Source organism: Eudoraea algarum, assembly GCF_050589645.1.
GTDB lineage: Bacteria > Bacteroidota > Bacteroidia > Flavobacteriales > Flavobacteriaceae > JBNGOQ01.
Map to the genome: position 1 here is coordinate 38,752 of NZ_JBNGOQ010000004.1, position 14,181 is coordinate 52,932.

Annotated in this window: 13 protein-coding genes and 1 tRNA gene; 5 read left to right on the plus strand and 9 right to left on the minus strand. The window is 46.1% G+C overall.

The features are described 5' to 3' along the window. Window positions 1-2: 2 nt before the first annotated feature. Window positions 3-860 (minus strand): universal stress protein, encoded by an 858-nt coding sequence (locus tag ACRD67_RS15200; protein WP_430968077.1) that lies wholly within the window; start codon window positions 858-860, stop codon window positions 3-5. A gap of 108 nt (window positions 861-968) precedes the next feature. Between ACRD67_RS15200 and ACRD67_RS15205 the strand changes: the two genes are divergently transcribed. Continuing rightward, window positions 969-2,825: a cation:proton antiporter gene (locus ACRD67_RS15205; RefSeq protein ID WP_430968078.1), complete on the plus strand. Its 1,857-nt coding sequence runs from the start codon at window positions 969-971 to the stop codon at window positions 2,823-2,825. A gap of 125 nt (window positions 2,826-2,950) precedes the next feature. After that, window positions 2,951-3,196: a hypothetical protein gene (locus ACRD67_RS15210; protein ID WP_430968079.1), complete on the plus strand. Its 246-nt coding sequence runs from the start codon at window positions 2,951-2,953 to the stop codon at window positions 3,194-3,196. 51 nt (window positions 3,197-3,247) lie between these two features. Here ACRD67_RS15210 and lepA read toward each other — a convergent pair whose 3' ends face one another. Continuing rightward, window positions 3,248-5,044 (minus strand): translation elongation factor 4, encoded by a 1,797-nt coding sequence (gene lepA / locus ACRD67_RS15215; protein WP_430968080.1) that lies wholly within the window; start codon window positions 5,042-5,044, stop codon window positions 3,248-3,250. A 79-nt stretch (window positions 5,045-5,123) separates the two neighbouring features. Next, a complete protein-coding gene (locus tag ACRD67_RS15220) occupies window positions 5,124-5,660 on the minus strand; it encodes a hypothetical protein (RefSeq protein WP_430968081.1) in 537 nt (178 codons plus the stop codon). A 130-nt stretch (window positions 5,661-5,790) separates the two neighbouring features. Here ACRD67_RS15220 and dusB point away from each other — a divergent pair, with 130 nt between their 5' ends. Then, window positions 5,791-6,783 carry a tRNA dihydrouridine synthase DusB gene (gene dusB, locus ACRD67_RS15225; protein ID WP_430968082.1) on the plus strand — a complete coding sequence of 331 codons (993 nt, stop codon included), beginning with the start codon at window positions 5,791-5,793 and terminating at the stop codon, window positions 6,781-6,783. On the opposite strand, the gene ACRD67_RS15230 is transcribed toward dusB, so the two are convergent. Continuing rightward, window positions 6,784-7,974: an ABC transporter permease gene (locus ACRD67_RS15230; protein WP_430968083.1), complete on the minus strand. Its 1,191-nt coding sequence runs from the start codon at window positions 7,972-7,974 to the stop codon at window positions 6,784-6,786. Window positions 7,975-7,984: 10 nt separating this feature from the next. Further along, entirely contained in the window at window positions 7,985-8,377 is a 393-nt protein-coding gene (gene rbfA / locus ACRD67_RS15235) for a 30S ribosome-binding factor RbfA (protein WP_430968084.1), read from the minus strand. 72 nt (window positions 8,378-8,449) lie between these two features. Here rbfA and mce point away from each other — a divergent pair, with 72 nt between their 5' ends. Further along, a complete protein-coding gene (gene mce / locus ACRD67_RS15240; RefSeq protein WP_430968085.1) occupies window positions 8,450-8,854 on the plus strand; it encodes a methylmalonyl-CoA epimerase in 405 nt (134 codons plus the stop codon). A gap of 236 nt (window positions 8,855-9,090) precedes the next feature. Further along, window positions 9,091-9,164 (plus strand) — tRNA-Ile (locus ACRD67_RS15245). A gap of 232 nt (window positions 9,165-9,396) precedes the next feature. Here the strand turns inward: ACRD67_RS15245 and ACRD67_RS15250 are convergent. The 4 genes from ACRD67_RS15250 to ACRD67_RS15265 form a co-directional block, all read right to left on the minus strand. Then, a complete protein-coding gene (locus ACRD67_RS15250) occupies window positions 9,397-10,647 on the minus strand; it encodes a S41 family peptidase (RefSeq protein WP_430968086.1) in 1,251 nt (416 codons plus the stop codon). 243 nt (window positions 10,648-10,890) lie between these two features. After that, complete coding sequence (locus tag ACRD67_RS15255) at window positions 10,891-11,658, minus strand: helix-turn-helix transcriptional regulator (protein WP_430968087.1); 768 nt, start codon at window positions 11,656-11,658, stop codon at window positions 10,891-10,893. Between the two features lie 384 nt (window positions 11,659-12,042). Continuing rightward, window positions 12,043-12,474, minus strand: a complete 432-nt coding sequence (locus ACRD67_RS15260) for a hypothetical protein (RefSeq protein WP_430968088.1) — start codon at window positions 12,472-12,474, stop codon at window positions 12,043-12,045. A gap of 214 nt (window positions 12,475-12,688) precedes the next feature. After that, window positions 12,689-14,134 (minus strand): alpha/beta hydrolase family protein, encoded by a 1,446-nt coding sequence (locus ACRD67_RS15265; RefSeq protein ID WP_430968089.1) that lies wholly within the window; start codon window positions 14,132-14,134, stop codon window positions 12,689-12,691. Between the last annotated feature and the right edge of the window lie 47 nt (window positions 14,135-14,181).

The following is a 14,181-nucleotide window of genomic DNA, read 5'->3' on the forward strand; positions in this document are numbered from 1 at the left end:
ATTTATTCGCGGATAATCAGTAAATCAGTTGGCAGATCGGATAGAATGTACTCGATATCATGGGGAAAGATACGGTCCCACAGACCTGATTTAATGGGTGCGTTCATCACTAACAGATCTGCCCGCACTACTTCCGCATAGTGGCCTATGGAATATCCCCTTTTCCCAAAGATACTTTGCGTTTTTATTTTTATATTTTTCAAAAGGGCGTCCGGAAAGGTCTTCAATACATTCCTCACCCGGGATTCTTCCCTATGTTTCAATCTTTCTTTTACAATGTTCGCTTTTTTGAGCGATTTGTCGTCCTGCACACTTACATGTATTTCCTTTTGCAAGATTTCCTCAACAATGGTTATTTGCTGTGCCCCCAAAGCATTTGCCACATAGCAGGCATTGGAAATGGCCATGGGGGTTTCCGGCGCGTCCAATCCGTTCACCACAATGTGCTTGCAGGGGACGCGCTCTGCCGAGGGCTTAATGAGCAACAAAACGGAACAACACACCTGTCTGGTCAATTTACGGGCTATGGAGCCTACATAAAATTGATAGATGTTCTCATGTTGAAGCGCCCCTAAAATTAGCAGGTCAATATGGGATGTTCTACAGGTGTCCAATATAGTTCCAATAGGCGAACCTTGTTTCCATTGAATTTCTATGGACAGGTCCTTATGCTCAATTTCCTCTAAGATGGCACGTATTTTTTCGGCCTTTTCCGAAGTCTTGTCCCCTACGTGCAAAAGAATAAGTTTTGCATCAAAAAAATGTGCAATACGTGTGGTTTCCAAGATGTTGATCTTGAGCATAGGGGAAAATGCAAACCCAAATAAGATGGTTTTAAAGGGTTTAGCGCTTATCGGCATAGCACAAATTTTTACCCCAAGATAGCACAATATTCCAAATAGGGGCTTATGGTGCGATTGAATTCTAGTTTTTGGAATAAAAACAGTAAATTTCAAAAAAATAGTTCTATGCTCGAACTTGCGGGAATAATCATCTTGGGCATCATTGCCCAGTGGGTGGCCTGGCGGTTAAAATTGCCGGCTATCTTGCCCTTGATACTGATTGGGCTCCTAGTAGGCCCGATAGCCACCCTGTTTACGGAGGATGGTGGAAAACTCATTGAACCCATTTGGAATGGCGAAAAGGGCTTGTTTCCCGGCGAGGGCCTTTATTACTTTGTTTCGCTCGCTATTAGTATTATCCTTTTTGAGGGCGGACTCACTTTAAAACGATCGGAAATTGCCAATGTTGGACCCGTTATCACCAAGTTGATAACGGTGGGATCTCTGGTCACCTTTTTTGGAGGAGGCTTGGCAGCGCATTATATTTTTGAACTTAGTTGGCAGATATCCTTTCTTTTTTCGGGTTTGATCATTGTTACCGGCCCAACCGTAATCACTCCTATCCTAAGAAACATTCCCCTAAAAAAAGACGTCTCGGCGGTGCTAAAGTGGGAGGGGATACTCATAGACCCTATAGGGGCTTTGGTAGCGGTGCTTGTCTTTGAGTTTATTAGTGTGGGCGCCGGCCAAGCCTATACCATGACCGCATTGATCGAATTTGGAAAGATACTGTTGTTCGGGACCACTTTTGGATTCACCTTTGCCCATGCCCTGGCCTTTGCCATAAAGAAAAACTTTATCCCCCATTATTTGTTGAACGTGGTCTCTTTGTCCGTCGTGTTATTGGTATTTGTAGAATCGGATCTATTTGCCCACGAATCTGGTCTTTTGGCCGTGGTGGTCATGGGGATGGTCATGGGAAACATGAACTTGCCCAACTTAAAGGAACTGCTCTATTTTAAGGAGTCGCTGAGTGTTTTATTGATTTCCATCCTTTTTATCCTGCTTGCGGCCAACATCAACATCAGCGATATGGAATTGATCTATAACTGGCAAACCGTCCTGTTGTTCGCCACCATTGTTTTTCTGGTACGGCCATTGGGGGTGTTTTTAAGTACAAACGGGTCTTCCCTAAAACTAAAGGAGAAACTGTTTATTGGATGGGTGGGCCCTAGGGGGATAGTAGCTGCGGGAATCGCGTCGCTCTTTGGCTCCAAACTAATATTGAAGGGCGAGCCAGGGGCCGAATACATTACCCCTCTGGTCTTTATGATCGTGCTGGGGACCGTATTGCTCAACGCTACAACGGCACGGTTCTTTGCCAAACTGGTCGGTGTTTTTTTAATGGAATCGGAAGGAATATTGATCATAGGCGCGTCCAAGGTGTCGCGACTGATCGGAAACTACCTTAAGCAGAACAACAGGCATGTGGTGCTGATCGATAATAACCCCACCAATGTGGAAAAGGCCAAAATGCTGGGCCTGGAAGCGATGACCGCCAACATTTATTCCGATACCTTGGCAGATAACATTGAATTGAACGATATGGGCTATCTCATGGCGCTTACAGGAAATTCTGAGATCAATGAATATGCCATTAACAAATTTAAAAGACAGTTTGGGGAGAACGGAGCCTTTAGATTGGTAAACACGGATGAGATGAACGATCCGGAGAACAATCCAAAAGAAGGCCTGTTTTCGCATACCGATGACTTTATAAAATTGACCGAGGCGGCCAGACATTATCCTGCAATTCATGAAATGGGCCTTAAGGACGAGTCACATTATAGGGGACTCATTGAAATAACCAAAGCGGATAATGATATCGTCCCTATTTTTATAAAGACTCCCGACGGCAATCTACAGATTATCTCCTCCTTCAGTGACGAATTCATCAATTTTGAAGAAGGTTCCCGACTCGTTTATATGGGAAAGATGTTCGACCTGGAAGAGATCAACACGACTAGGGCTGTGCCCAAATAGCCTACGTTCACTACACTTTATTTTTGGTTCACAACATCATAGGGCAAAAGCACCAGCAAATAGCAATATGATCGATGGTGTGGCGTTTAGATTCTGAATTACGAACCACAAACCAACACCTTTCTATGAAAAAGCAAATACTACCAGCAATTTTTGTCCTTGCTCTGGTCTTTAACGCCTGTTCCGATGATAATGATGACAACGGCAACTGTGAGTCCTGTTCCATTGAGGGACAAAATGTGGAGATATGCGATAATGGGGACGGCACCTACACCTTTACCTCTGGCGAGGAAAGTGATACCATCAGCTCTGCGGAGCTGTTGGGTCTTACCCCCAAGCAATTTGTAGATCTTCTTTGCACGGCACAATAGGGGCCACCAAACCTAACCAAAGTGAAAAAACCAGGGCCTTGGCCTGGTTTTTTAATCGTTCAACTTTAGCACGGCCATAAACGCCTGCTGTGGGATTTCCACATTGCCTACCTGGCGCATGCGCTTTTTCCCTTTCTTTTGCTTCTCGAGCAGTTTTCTTTTCCTGGAAATATCGCCGCCATAACATTTGGCGGTAACGTCCTTTCTAAGGGCCTTGATGGTCTCCCGTGAAATGATTTTGGAGCCTATGGCGGCTTGGATGGGGATATCGAACTGCTGCCTAGGGATCAGTTCTTTTAATTTTTCGCACATTTTTTTCCCGATGTTCGCTGCATTGTCAAAATGGATCAAAGCGGAAAGTGCATCCACGGGTTGGGCATTCAGCAGAATATCCACGCGCACCAGTTTGGAAACCCGCATCCCAATGGGTGCGTAATCAAAGGAAGCATAGCCCTTGGATACGGTCTTGAGCCGATCGTAAAAATCAAAGACGATTTCTGCCAGAGGCATATCAAAATTAAGCTCCACCCGCTCCGTGGTCAGGTAGGTCTGATTGGTGATCAACCCTCGCTTTTCGATACATAGCGACATCACATTGCCCACAAAATCGGCCTTGGTGATTATGGTGGCCTTAATGTAGGGCTCCTCCACCCGGTCTACGGTAGAGGGATCCGGCAGGTCGCTGGGGTTGTTTACTATAAGGGGTGTATCTGGATTTTTGCGCGTGTAGGCATGGTAGCTTACATTGGGCACGGTGGTGATTACGGTCATGTTGAACTCCCGCTCCAACCGCTCTTGAATGATTTCCATATGGAGCATACCCAAAAATCCGCAGCGAAAACCAAACCCAAGGGCGGCACTGCTCTCTGGCGTAAAAACCAGGGAAGCATCGTTAAGCTGCAACTTTTCCATGGAAGAGCGCAATTCCTCAAAATCCTCCGTATCTACCGGATAAATGCCGGCAAAGACCATGGGCTTAACATCTTCAAAGCCTTCAATGGCATTTTGGGTAGGGTCGTTGGCATCGGTGATGGTATCCCCCACTTTTACCTCGCGGGCATCCTTGATTCCAGTGATTAAATAACCCACATCCCCTGTTTTGATGACAGGTTTGGGCAGCTGGGTCAATTTTAAGGTGCCTACCTCATCTGCAAAATAGGTTTTATCCGTGGCCACGAACTTAATTTTCTGTCCTTTCTTGATTTCTCCGTTGATGACCCGGAAATAGGTCTCTACCCCACGGAACGGATTATAGACCGAGTCAAACACCAGGGCCTGTAAGGGTTCTTCGGGATTGCCCTTAGGGGCCGGTATTTGCTCAATGATGGCGTTTAGGATATCCTCTATCCCGATTCCTGTCTTTGCACTGGCAGGGATAACGTCCTCAGGTTTGCATCCCAAGAGGTCCACAATATCATCGGTCACTTCCTCCGGATTGGCGCTGGGAAGGTCTACCTTATTTAAAATGGGAATGATTTCCAGATCGTTTTCCAGGGCTAGGTACAGGTTGGAGATGGTCTGTGCCTGGATGCTCTGAGCGGCATCTACCACCAACAGTGCCCCTTCGCAGGCCGCTATGGAACGGGAAACCTCATAGGAAAAATCCACATGTCCAGGGGTATCGATCAGGTTCAGAATATAATTTTCGCCCTGATAGGTATATTCCATCTGTATGGCATGGCTCTTTATGGTAATACCGCGCTCGCGCTCCAGGTCCATGGTGTCCAACAATTGGTCTTGTTGTTCACGTTCTGTAATGGTCCCGGTAAAACCCAATAGGCGATCGGCCAAGGTACTTTTACCGTGGTCGATATGGGCAATGATGCAAAAGTTCCTGATATGTTTCATGCGCTACAACGTCCTTTGCTACTAAGACGGCAAAGATAGAAGTTTCTAAAACCTTTATACCTATGAATTCCCAGAATAATCAAAGACTGCAATTACCACCAATGATGTCCTCCACGGATGGGGTAAATAGACCTCTTATCTGAATTGAAGTATCACTACTATTTGTTAAAGCGGCCCTAATGGCACAAAAATCGGTGATAAGACTACCACAAATTTGACAAGCATCATCGCCAGTTGGGCAAATACAGACAAAGATATCGCCCCCAATGGAAGTTAAGTTCTCCAAACCGGTTAAGGCCGTCAGTTCGGTTCTTGAAATCCTGATGTCGGCACCAATAAAGGTAAGTGTGTTCAGAGCTGAGATATCTTTGATAGGGTCAAATACGGCATTTCCTGTTGTAAGCACACCGGTTAAAAATAGGGAAGCCGTAATTCCGGTATACCCTTTGGCGGCGAATTCGTCCACTTCCTTTTGCGTTCTTAACATAATGCCGCCTTCCAATACACCACCAATGAACTCTGTTTCTTCAGATTCTTCCTTGGTGCTTGAATCATCTCCGCTTGAACAACCTAAAGCGAACACACATAACAAAGAAAGCAGAAGATTTTTTTTCATCGGGCGGGGTTTTTTAGAGCAAGCGAAAATAGAATATTTATGGATGGGAAGCATCAATTCCTGGAAAAACGCATCAATATTTCGTTAAAGCGGGATTTCAATATCTTTGCAATTCAAAAATAAAGGAATAGTGCTCAAGATAGGAGACATACAACTACCGGATTTTCCCTTGCTCCTCGCCCCTATGGAAGATGTGAGCGATCCCCCTTTCCGTGCCCTTTGCAAGGAACAGGGGGCCGATGTGGTGTACACCGAGTTCATTTCTTCGGAAGGGCTGATCCGCGATGCCGCAAAAAGTGTCATGAAGCTCGATATCTATGAGAAGGAACGTCCGGTGGGCATACAAATTTTTGGCGCCAACCTGGACTCCATGTTACAGTCCGTGGATATTGTGGAACGGTCCGGTCCGGACATCATAGACATCAATTTCGGATGTCCCGTAAAAAAAGTGGTGAGCAAAGGTGCCGGTGCGGGGATCTTAAAGGACATTGACCTGATGGTCTCCTTGACCAAGGCCATGGTAGAACGCACCAAGCTTCCCATAACGGTAAAGACGCGCCTTGGATGGGATCAAAATTCAATCAAAATCGTTGAGGTGGCAGAGCGCCTACAGGATGTGGGATGCAAGGCCATAGCCATACACGGAAGGACTCGGGTACAGATGTACAAGGGCCAGGCGGACTGGGCCCCTATCGCCGAGGTGAAGAACAATCCGCGTATGCATATTCCGGTTTTTGGCAATGGGGATATAGACAGCCCGGAAGCCGCCATGCGCATGCGCGACCAATACGGCCTGGATGGTGCCATGATAGGCCGTGCCAGCATTGGTTACCCCTGGTTTTTTAGGGAAGTGAAGCATTTCTTTAAAACAGGGAACCACTTGATGCCCCCCAGCATGGAAGAGCGCGTAGAAGCCGCCCGAAGGCATTTACAAATGGCCATAGATTGGAAGGGGGAAAAACTAGGTGTTTTTGAGACCCGTAGGCACTACACCAATTACTTTAAGGGCATACCCAATTTTAAGGAATACCGGATGAAAATGGTGACCAGTGACGATGCGGTGGATGTGTTCGCCGCTTTCGACGAAGTATTGGAAAAATTTGGTGACCACCAGTTTGTCTGATCAGGCGACCAGTTTTTTGTTTACTCGACTGCTCGCGATCATGGAGGCGATAAAGCCCAGAATGAGTATCGTGGTGAACACCAAGAGCACGTTCATGAGATTAAATTCCACCGGATAGGCCAGGGAAGGGGTTATTTTGAACCAGCCAAAGGCCAATTGAGAACCGATCAACAAAGCGCCCAGGACTACCCCGATAAGACCACCAAGACCCGTAACCAGGATACCCTGTACGAAATAAATCCTCCGAAGTTCCCGAACCGTAGTTCCCAGGCTAAAAAGGGTCTTTGAATTTTGCTGTTTGTCCAAGATCATCATGATAATGGCCCCCACCACATTGAAAAGAGCAATAATAAGCACCAAGGTAAAGACAAGATAGGTTACCACATTTTCGGTATTCAACATTTTGTAGAGGGCACTGTTCTGTTCCTGGCGGTTCCTCAGCACAATTTCATTGCCCAGTACAGCGGTAATTTCATTTCGTATCTGTGGCACATCGGCCGAAGGTTCCAATCTAAAATTGAGGCCCGAAACTTGGGTGCTGTCCTTTTCCAGTAACGCCTGCACCAGGGAAAGATCGGTAAACACGTATTTTTTGTCCAAGTTTTCCTCTATGGCATAGACCCCACTGACCACAAGGGGAATTTCATTATAGGGTTTGGTGGACAAGGGCCCTTTTCCCGGCTTGGGGGCCAGTACTACCAAAGGACTGCGATAGTTGTTGACGGTAAGACCCAGCAGGTTGGCAATTCCGATGCCGACCACGCCCTGTTGCTGGTCCGTGGCCCACTGCCCAAAATAGAGGGTACTGTCTATTCCGGTGACACGGTTATAATTGTGGTCCAGACCCTTGATATAGGCAATGCTGCTTTTTTGATTGTGGGTCAGGTAGACCCGTTCCTCCAACTCCTTCGCATAGGAAACCAGCCCGTTGATTTTTGCAAGGTCCCTTTCTTGATCGGCCGAGATGGAAAAGAACTTCCCAGAGGCTGTCTGTGCCTTTAGATCGGGATCAATGGAATTGCTAAAGGACAGACTAAAGGTCTTTAGGCCCGCGAAGCCGGATAACACGATAAAAAGGGCTGCCGAACCGATGACAATGACCAAAAAAGTGATAAAATTGATAATGTTCACCGCATTTTGGCTGCTCTTGGACTTAATGTACCGTTGGGCGATGTAGAACGGAAAATTCAACGAAAGCGGTTTAGGATTTTTTTCTTTTGTCCAAAAGGTCGGGGTTTTCAATGGGATTATCCCCGCCTTTGAGCGATTTTTCAATTTTATCGATGTATTCCAGGGAGTCGTCCAGGAAGAAAGCCAACTCGGGAATCCTTCGCAATTGATTTTTGGTACGTTGGGCCAGTTCGTGCTTGATCAAGGGCTGGTTGGACCGGATACCCTGAAGCAGTTCTTCTGCTTTGGCGGTAGGAAAGATGCTTACGTACACCTTGGCCTGGGACAGGTCTGTGGTCACGGAGACCTTGGATACGGAAATCAGCGTGCCCCGTAGTCCGCCATCGGTGGCCGCGCGTTGCAGAATGTCGGCGATGTCCTTTTGGATAACCCCCCCAATTTTTTTCTGTCGTTGTGTTTCCATGGGGCAAAAATACGGAGAATAATGTATCTTAGATAGTATAATTGAAGAGATACTGAAACCCGGGCATCAGAAATGAACAAAATAGAGCATATTGGTATAGCGGTAAAGGATTTGGACGTGTCTACTCCGCTTTTTGAAAAACTTTTTGGCAGCGCCTGCTATAAGACCGAGGAGGTGGCCTCCGAAGGGGTAAAGACTGCCTTTTTCAAGACGGGCCCCAACAAGATAGAATTGTTGGAAGGCATTTCGGAGGACAGTCCAATCTCCAAGTTTATCGCTAAAAAAGGCGAGGGCATTCACCATATCGCTTTTGATGTGACGGATATCGAGGCCGAAATAAAAAGGTTAAAGGCCGAGGGGTTTGTGGTGCTGAACGAGACGCCAAAAAAAGGGGCGGACAATAAATGGGTGGCTTTTTTGCACCCTAAGGGTACCAATGGGGTATTGATAGAACTCTGCCAGGAAAGAGGGGAATAGCGGCGGCATTTGTTTGCACCCTTTAAAAATAAGTAGTAATATTGCATCCCGTTTTCAGGCCCTGCAGATGATGCAACCCTGGAAGTTTTTTGACATACGCGATTGCGATATTGGTCCTATAGCTCAGTTGGTCCCGACGGTTCCGCGTTGCGGAATATCGGGATGCCGACAAGCAGAGCTTCGTCGGCATTAGAGCACGGGCAAAAAGTTTATTGAAATTAGTGGTTACCAATATTGGTCCTATAGCTCAGTTGGTTAGAGCACCTGACTCATAATCAGGTGGTCCCTGGTTCGAGTCCAGGTGGGACCACGAAGTGGTACCAAAAGCCTCAGCGAAAGCTGGGGCTTTTGCCATTTTTGGCCCTGGGCGGGAAGTCCAGCCTGCCCGCCGAAGTGTAACGTAGGAGGGGTGGGACCACATCAAGCGCAAAACCCGTACCAATTGGTGCGGGTTTTTGCATTTATATTCTGTTACCTACTCTGCTGCAATCACCAGCTACAAGCTGACGGTAGTAGGGGAGCTGCTGGGTTCTGTACAAACACTATTGTCTCATCATTAGTTTTTCAATTTTACCGTTGTCGTCCAAATAAATCTTCATTTGACTAATGCCGTAAGGAGTCTCAATAAACACCCTGGACTGGCTTTCGGAAATATGGTGAACATTGGTTATTCGTCCGTTGAAATCCGTGTTCCATACCGCCCTAAACTTAAAAAGCGTTCTCAAAATTTGATTTTGGCTTTTTTCCAGGCCGTAATCAATGACAAACTCCCTATAAGAAAAGTCGGATTTGGAGTTTAGCGCAATAATCAAATCTTCCAATAACGCTGAGGTTTTTGGTACAGGGTTTTCGTTTTGTTCAAGTACTTTTCCTGTCTTGGCGTAGTGTACGGCGACCTCTTTCGCATGGTTGTAGTGAACAAGATGGTCCGGTGTTATGCCAACACCATCCAGATCTTCCCCGGTCCTTGCATGTGTCGACCTTTCATACGGCCAATGCAAAAGGAACCTTTCGCTCATTAAATACGTCATGGTTCGGTGAGCTGCCCCAGAGGTTGCCTCTCCTATCACCACGGCCCTATTGTGTAGTTGAAGTCTTTGCGCAAAAATTTCGGCGGCCGAAAATGTGGCTTGACTTGTAAGAATGATTAATTCCACTTCTGACAAGGCCTTGGATTGGGGCTTTGGTATTGCCCATAGCTCCTTGGGAGTTTCGTTCCATTGATAACTGGTTGCTAGTTTTTTCCTATTGCTAAAAAAATATCCAATTAGGTGATTGACGGTTTCGTCCGACCCGCCTGAATTGTCCCTTACATCTATGATGATTTTCTTAGGGTTCACAAATGACGACATCAGTTCAACGAGCTCTTTTTCAAAATCTGTGCCCAGTCTTGGAAAAACATCGAACTTTAGGTAGTAAATACCATGACTTACCAGCTCCTTTGTAAGGAATGAATTATTTGGTTGTTGCGTGAAATCCGAGGACTTTTTTGGCACATCAATGTGCACATCAATTTTTAAGTGCAGGTCATTGGACAGGGTATACAGATCGCGATTTAAGGTTGCAACGAACAAATCAAGTTCTTCAATGCTTGAATAGTCACCGGCCTTTATTTTTTCATCAAGTGCTTCGGCAATTTTTTCACCTTTTTCCGTCCATAAAAACTCATTCTTAAAGCTCAGCACCAAATCGTTCAAAAACTCACCTTTCTGCTTTTCCAAGGCCCCTTTTTGACCGAACAACAAGTGAGCACCCATAAATATCCAGAATGACATCCCGATTATTGACTTCACAATTTTTCCGCCATAGAGCCAATCGTGATTCAAAACGGGTTTCTCAGGATTTCTACCTCGATTTCTTTCTTTGCTGAAAAAACACATTGCGAATACCAATTTAGTGGCAGGACGTCATCAACCAGGGCACTGGCGCTTCTGGCCAATCCAGAAAAGCTTGGACACGTTTGCCAACATTTTTAGAAGACAAATAAATAAAATAATGTAATTTGAAAATAGAATGAAATTAGCCTAAATAGGAAATTAAATCGCGCGGAGGCTTTTTGGGGTAAATCCCACATAATATTTAAAAAGACGGTTCATATGACTTTGATCGGAAAAGCCACAGTGATGGGCAATTTGGGTAAGTGGGGTCCTTGAATCGAAAATCATGTGGACAGCGCGTTCAATCTTTATTTTCCGCATATAATCTGCCAGCGTACATTTTGCATGTTTAGCAAAATACTTTGAGATCGAAACGGGGTGAAGATCCAGCTCCTGCGAGAGTTCGTCCAGTGAAATAAATTCTTGCCACCTGTCATTCAATAAAATTTTTATAGAACTTATCCAATCGGGTGTACCCGATGCATCATCCTCATAAAAAAGGGAGTCTAAAATTTGGCGAATGGATTCATGTGAATAGGTGTCTTTCATTGAGACTTCATGGAAGACCTTCAACAGGGACAAATAGGCATCGCTCCCCGGGCACAAATTTGAAAATTGTATTTCGTCATCGAAAAAAGCGGTGCCTAATTCGATATTTAGATTCTTCGATGGGAACACCGTATTTCTATTTCGGTGAATTTCACCTTCCCTATAGGCCATGATTTTACCCGGCCTCACCTGGATGTCCTCCTTCTTTCTTGATTCACGGTTTCCTCCGGTAAGAATAGCCGATAAATGTATGTTCTCATGATAATGCCAATCTTCGGAAACAGCTTGGTGGTAATTAACAATGGATAGGGAAAACAGCTTGTTCTGAAATTTATCTGAGGTAACCCCAAGAAAGTCCGATACTTTATTTGTCTTCATAATAGGGTTGCTTATCCCAATTGCTAAGGGTGTTTATGCCTGTAACCGTTCCAATGGCCAAGACCAGGTGTTCCGAGCAAACGGCCCTGGGACATACAGGGACACTTTTTTCTGTAGGGGATTTTATCCCAAAACACCTGCCCCCCTTTTTATCTAAATAAACGATGCTTTCCCGCGGCGGTTATATTTTCTCCTTAAAGATAAAAAACTTTGTAGGCCTTACGATTTGTCCTTCTTTTTCTTGCATACCGCATCTGCAACTTCGATGGCTGCAGTGGCCCAGCTACCGCGAGCGTGCACGCTCGTGGCACGCCAATAGAAAAGCCCTAGCTACCGCTAGGGCTTTTTTTGTAGAATAAAGTTGAGGCAAAAGCTGTGTCGAGTCTATGGTTTATTACCCTTCTTTTTCTTAGATACCGCATCCGCAACCTCGATTGCCGCGGTGGCGCCAAAGTAAAAGGAGATGGTAACCGTCAACAGGTTGGTGAGGGTCGGCATCATCGTCTCCGCAAAACTTTCCACGGTTTTCCCATCTACCCCTTTGGGCGAATCGTCCAGATAGACAACGCTTCCAAAGTACACGAGGTAAATTATAATCAAACTGCCAGCAATGGCAAGCCTTACCCGCGACTCTTTAATAGAACCATCTGGCGCAATACCCCCGGGTAGGCCAAGCAATCCAAAAAAGGCAATTAGCGTTGCCCCTATCAACATTACGGCCCAGAGGTCTATGTTGCCATAGGCCCTTCCCAGCCACATAAAGATCAGCACCCACAGTAGAATTGCCAAACAGGTAAGAAACAGTTCTTTTCTCATAATGAATAAAGTTTTTATTAAATGAAAAGTGGACGATAGTCCAAGAATCCGGATTGCAGGGAATAGCTACATCCGGTGAAGATCCAGATCGGGGGAAGAATTTGTGCAGTCCTTAAGATAGGGAATATGGAAACCTTCGCAACAAAAAAACCCTTAAACCTTCTAGGGCCCGCCCGACAGATTATAAAACAAAAACCACAGGAATATTATGGTTTTAATCGCTCCTATTGGATTGCACGTGAAGCTCCGGAAAAGTAGATTTGGAAAGATTGTACGTTTCCTCTCCCTTTAGGTACTGTTCCCAAAAATTCAAAATGGCCGTGTTCATAATTTCCACAACACGCTTTCCCGACAATTCCCCGGATTGCCCGTAGTATTTTAAAATGGGCCAAACAACGGCCATATCGGTCAGGTCGGCATGACGGGTCTTGGTAAGATGGCATTCATAATAATCGGCCTGACTTTGTAAAAACATAAAGTCGTGCATGCCCTTGCCATCTTCACTGGTCAACAGCATAAAGGGCACTTTAAGGCTGTCTTTCTGGTGTACGCCATAGGGCAGACCATCTATATTGATGCCGGCGACCACTCTGGGGTCCACCAAACACAACTCTCCGGCTGTTGCCCCGCCAATGGACATGCCCATGACCCCAATTTTTTCGGGGTCAATGGTTGGAAGGGAACCGGATAGGGCCGGAGGGTTTTCGAGCAACCAGCTCAAAACGTATTGGTTGTCCTTGGTCCATTCCACTACGGTGCTGTTGATTGCATCCGCTTTTTCAAGGACGGTCAGTACCCGCTTGCCGCGCGCTTCCCGATCGGTCAGGGAGGCAATCTCCTTATGGACGGCTACCACCGGTTCCGAGCTTTCCGCAATCCATTGCATCCCCTCCTTGAACTTTTCCAAGCTGGTCACAAACTCTGGGAGTATTACCTTATCCTGCCCAAGGTCTACCCGGATGCTTTCATACGGATGCCCTATGCTCGCCACAATGTAGCCGTGACTTGCCAAATGCTCCATTAACAAGGTGTTTTGGGAGCTAAACATTTGTAGGCCGTGATTGAACAGGATAAGCGGGTAGCTGCCTTTAGCCGGCGCCAGATTAGGATGCGAGTGTGTTTGGATTTCCTGCAGGTAATTCAGGAAAAAGCTAACGACATCCCCTTCTCCGGAATAAAGTCCGGCCCATAGGGTCTTTGCCCCGCCTGTGCGCCCCTCCCCGGGATACCATATTTCCACGAGCAGTTCCCTCTTGTCATTCGGGTCCTTGGAGCGGAACTCCATGCGGCCTTCGTCCCTGACGGTTAGCACAGTATTGCCAACCTCGTATTTTCCCTGGGGTGCGTCCAAGTCCAGGATGGGCATGGTGACAGCATAGAAAACGGAGCTGCCCATGAGCACTATGCCCATGAGAAAGCCAAAAACCCTAAAGAACAAATAACTGGTCGATTTCTTAAAATACAGCAGACCCAATAAGAACATGACCAAATAGACCAAGGCCATTTGCCACCGTAGCAACCCTACCAGGAGGTGTAGGGTAAAAACGGCCAGACCTAACAAGATCAGGGCTTTTTGGATTTTTCTGTGTGCTCCAAAAAAGGAAAGTACCACTAGCAATGCCAGGGCGGTCAAAAAAAGGATAAGCTCTAAAAAGGTCATTTCACGCTATATTTGTTTTCAATAGGATAAAGAAACCCAATGATTTT

What these genes read in the sequence shown, in the direction of transcription:
- ACRD67_RS15200 (WP_430968077.1), bottom strand. Translation starts at nt 860, where the DNA reads ATGCCGATAAGCGCTAAACCCTTTAAAACCATCTTATTTGGGTTTGCA.
- ACRD67_RS15205 (WP_430968078.1), top strand. Translation starts at nt 969, where the DNA reads ATGCTCGAACTTGCGGGAATAATCATCTTGGGCATCATTGCCCAGTGG.
- ACRD67_RS15210 (WP_430968079.1), top strand. Translation starts at nt 2,951, where the DNA reads ATGAAAAAGCAAATACTACCAGCAATTTTTGTCCTTGCTCTGGTCTTT.
- lepA (WP_430968080.1), bottom strand. Translation starts at nt 5,044, where the DNA reads ATGAAACATATCAGGAACTTTTGCATCATTGCCCATATCGACCACGGT.
- ACRD67_RS15220 (WP_430968081.1), bottom strand. Translation starts at nt 5,660, where the DNA reads ATGAAAAAAAATCTTCTGCTTTCTTTGTTATGTGTGTTCGCTTTAGGT.
- rbfA (WP_430968084.1), bottom strand. Translation starts at nt 8,377, where the DNA reads ATGGAAACACAACGACAGAAAAAAATTGGGGGGGTTATCCAAAAGGAC.
- mce (WP_430968085.1), top strand. Translation starts at nt 8,450, where the DNA reads ATGAACAAAATAGAGCATATTGGTATAGCGGTAAAGGATTTGGACGTG.
- ACRD67_RS15255 (WP_430968087.1), bottom strand. Translation starts at nt 11,658, where the DNA reads ATGAAGACAAATAAAGTATCGGACTTTCTTGGGGTTACCTCAGATAAA.
- ACRD67_RS15260 (WP_430968088.1), bottom strand. Translation starts at nt 12,474, where the DNA reads ATGAGAAAAGAACTGTTTCTTACCTGTTTGGCAATTCTACTGTGGGTG.
- ACRD67_RS15265 (WP_430968089.1), bottom strand. Translation starts at nt 14,134, where the DNA reads ATGACCTTTTTAGAGCTTATCCTTTTTTTGACCGCCCTGGCATTGCTA.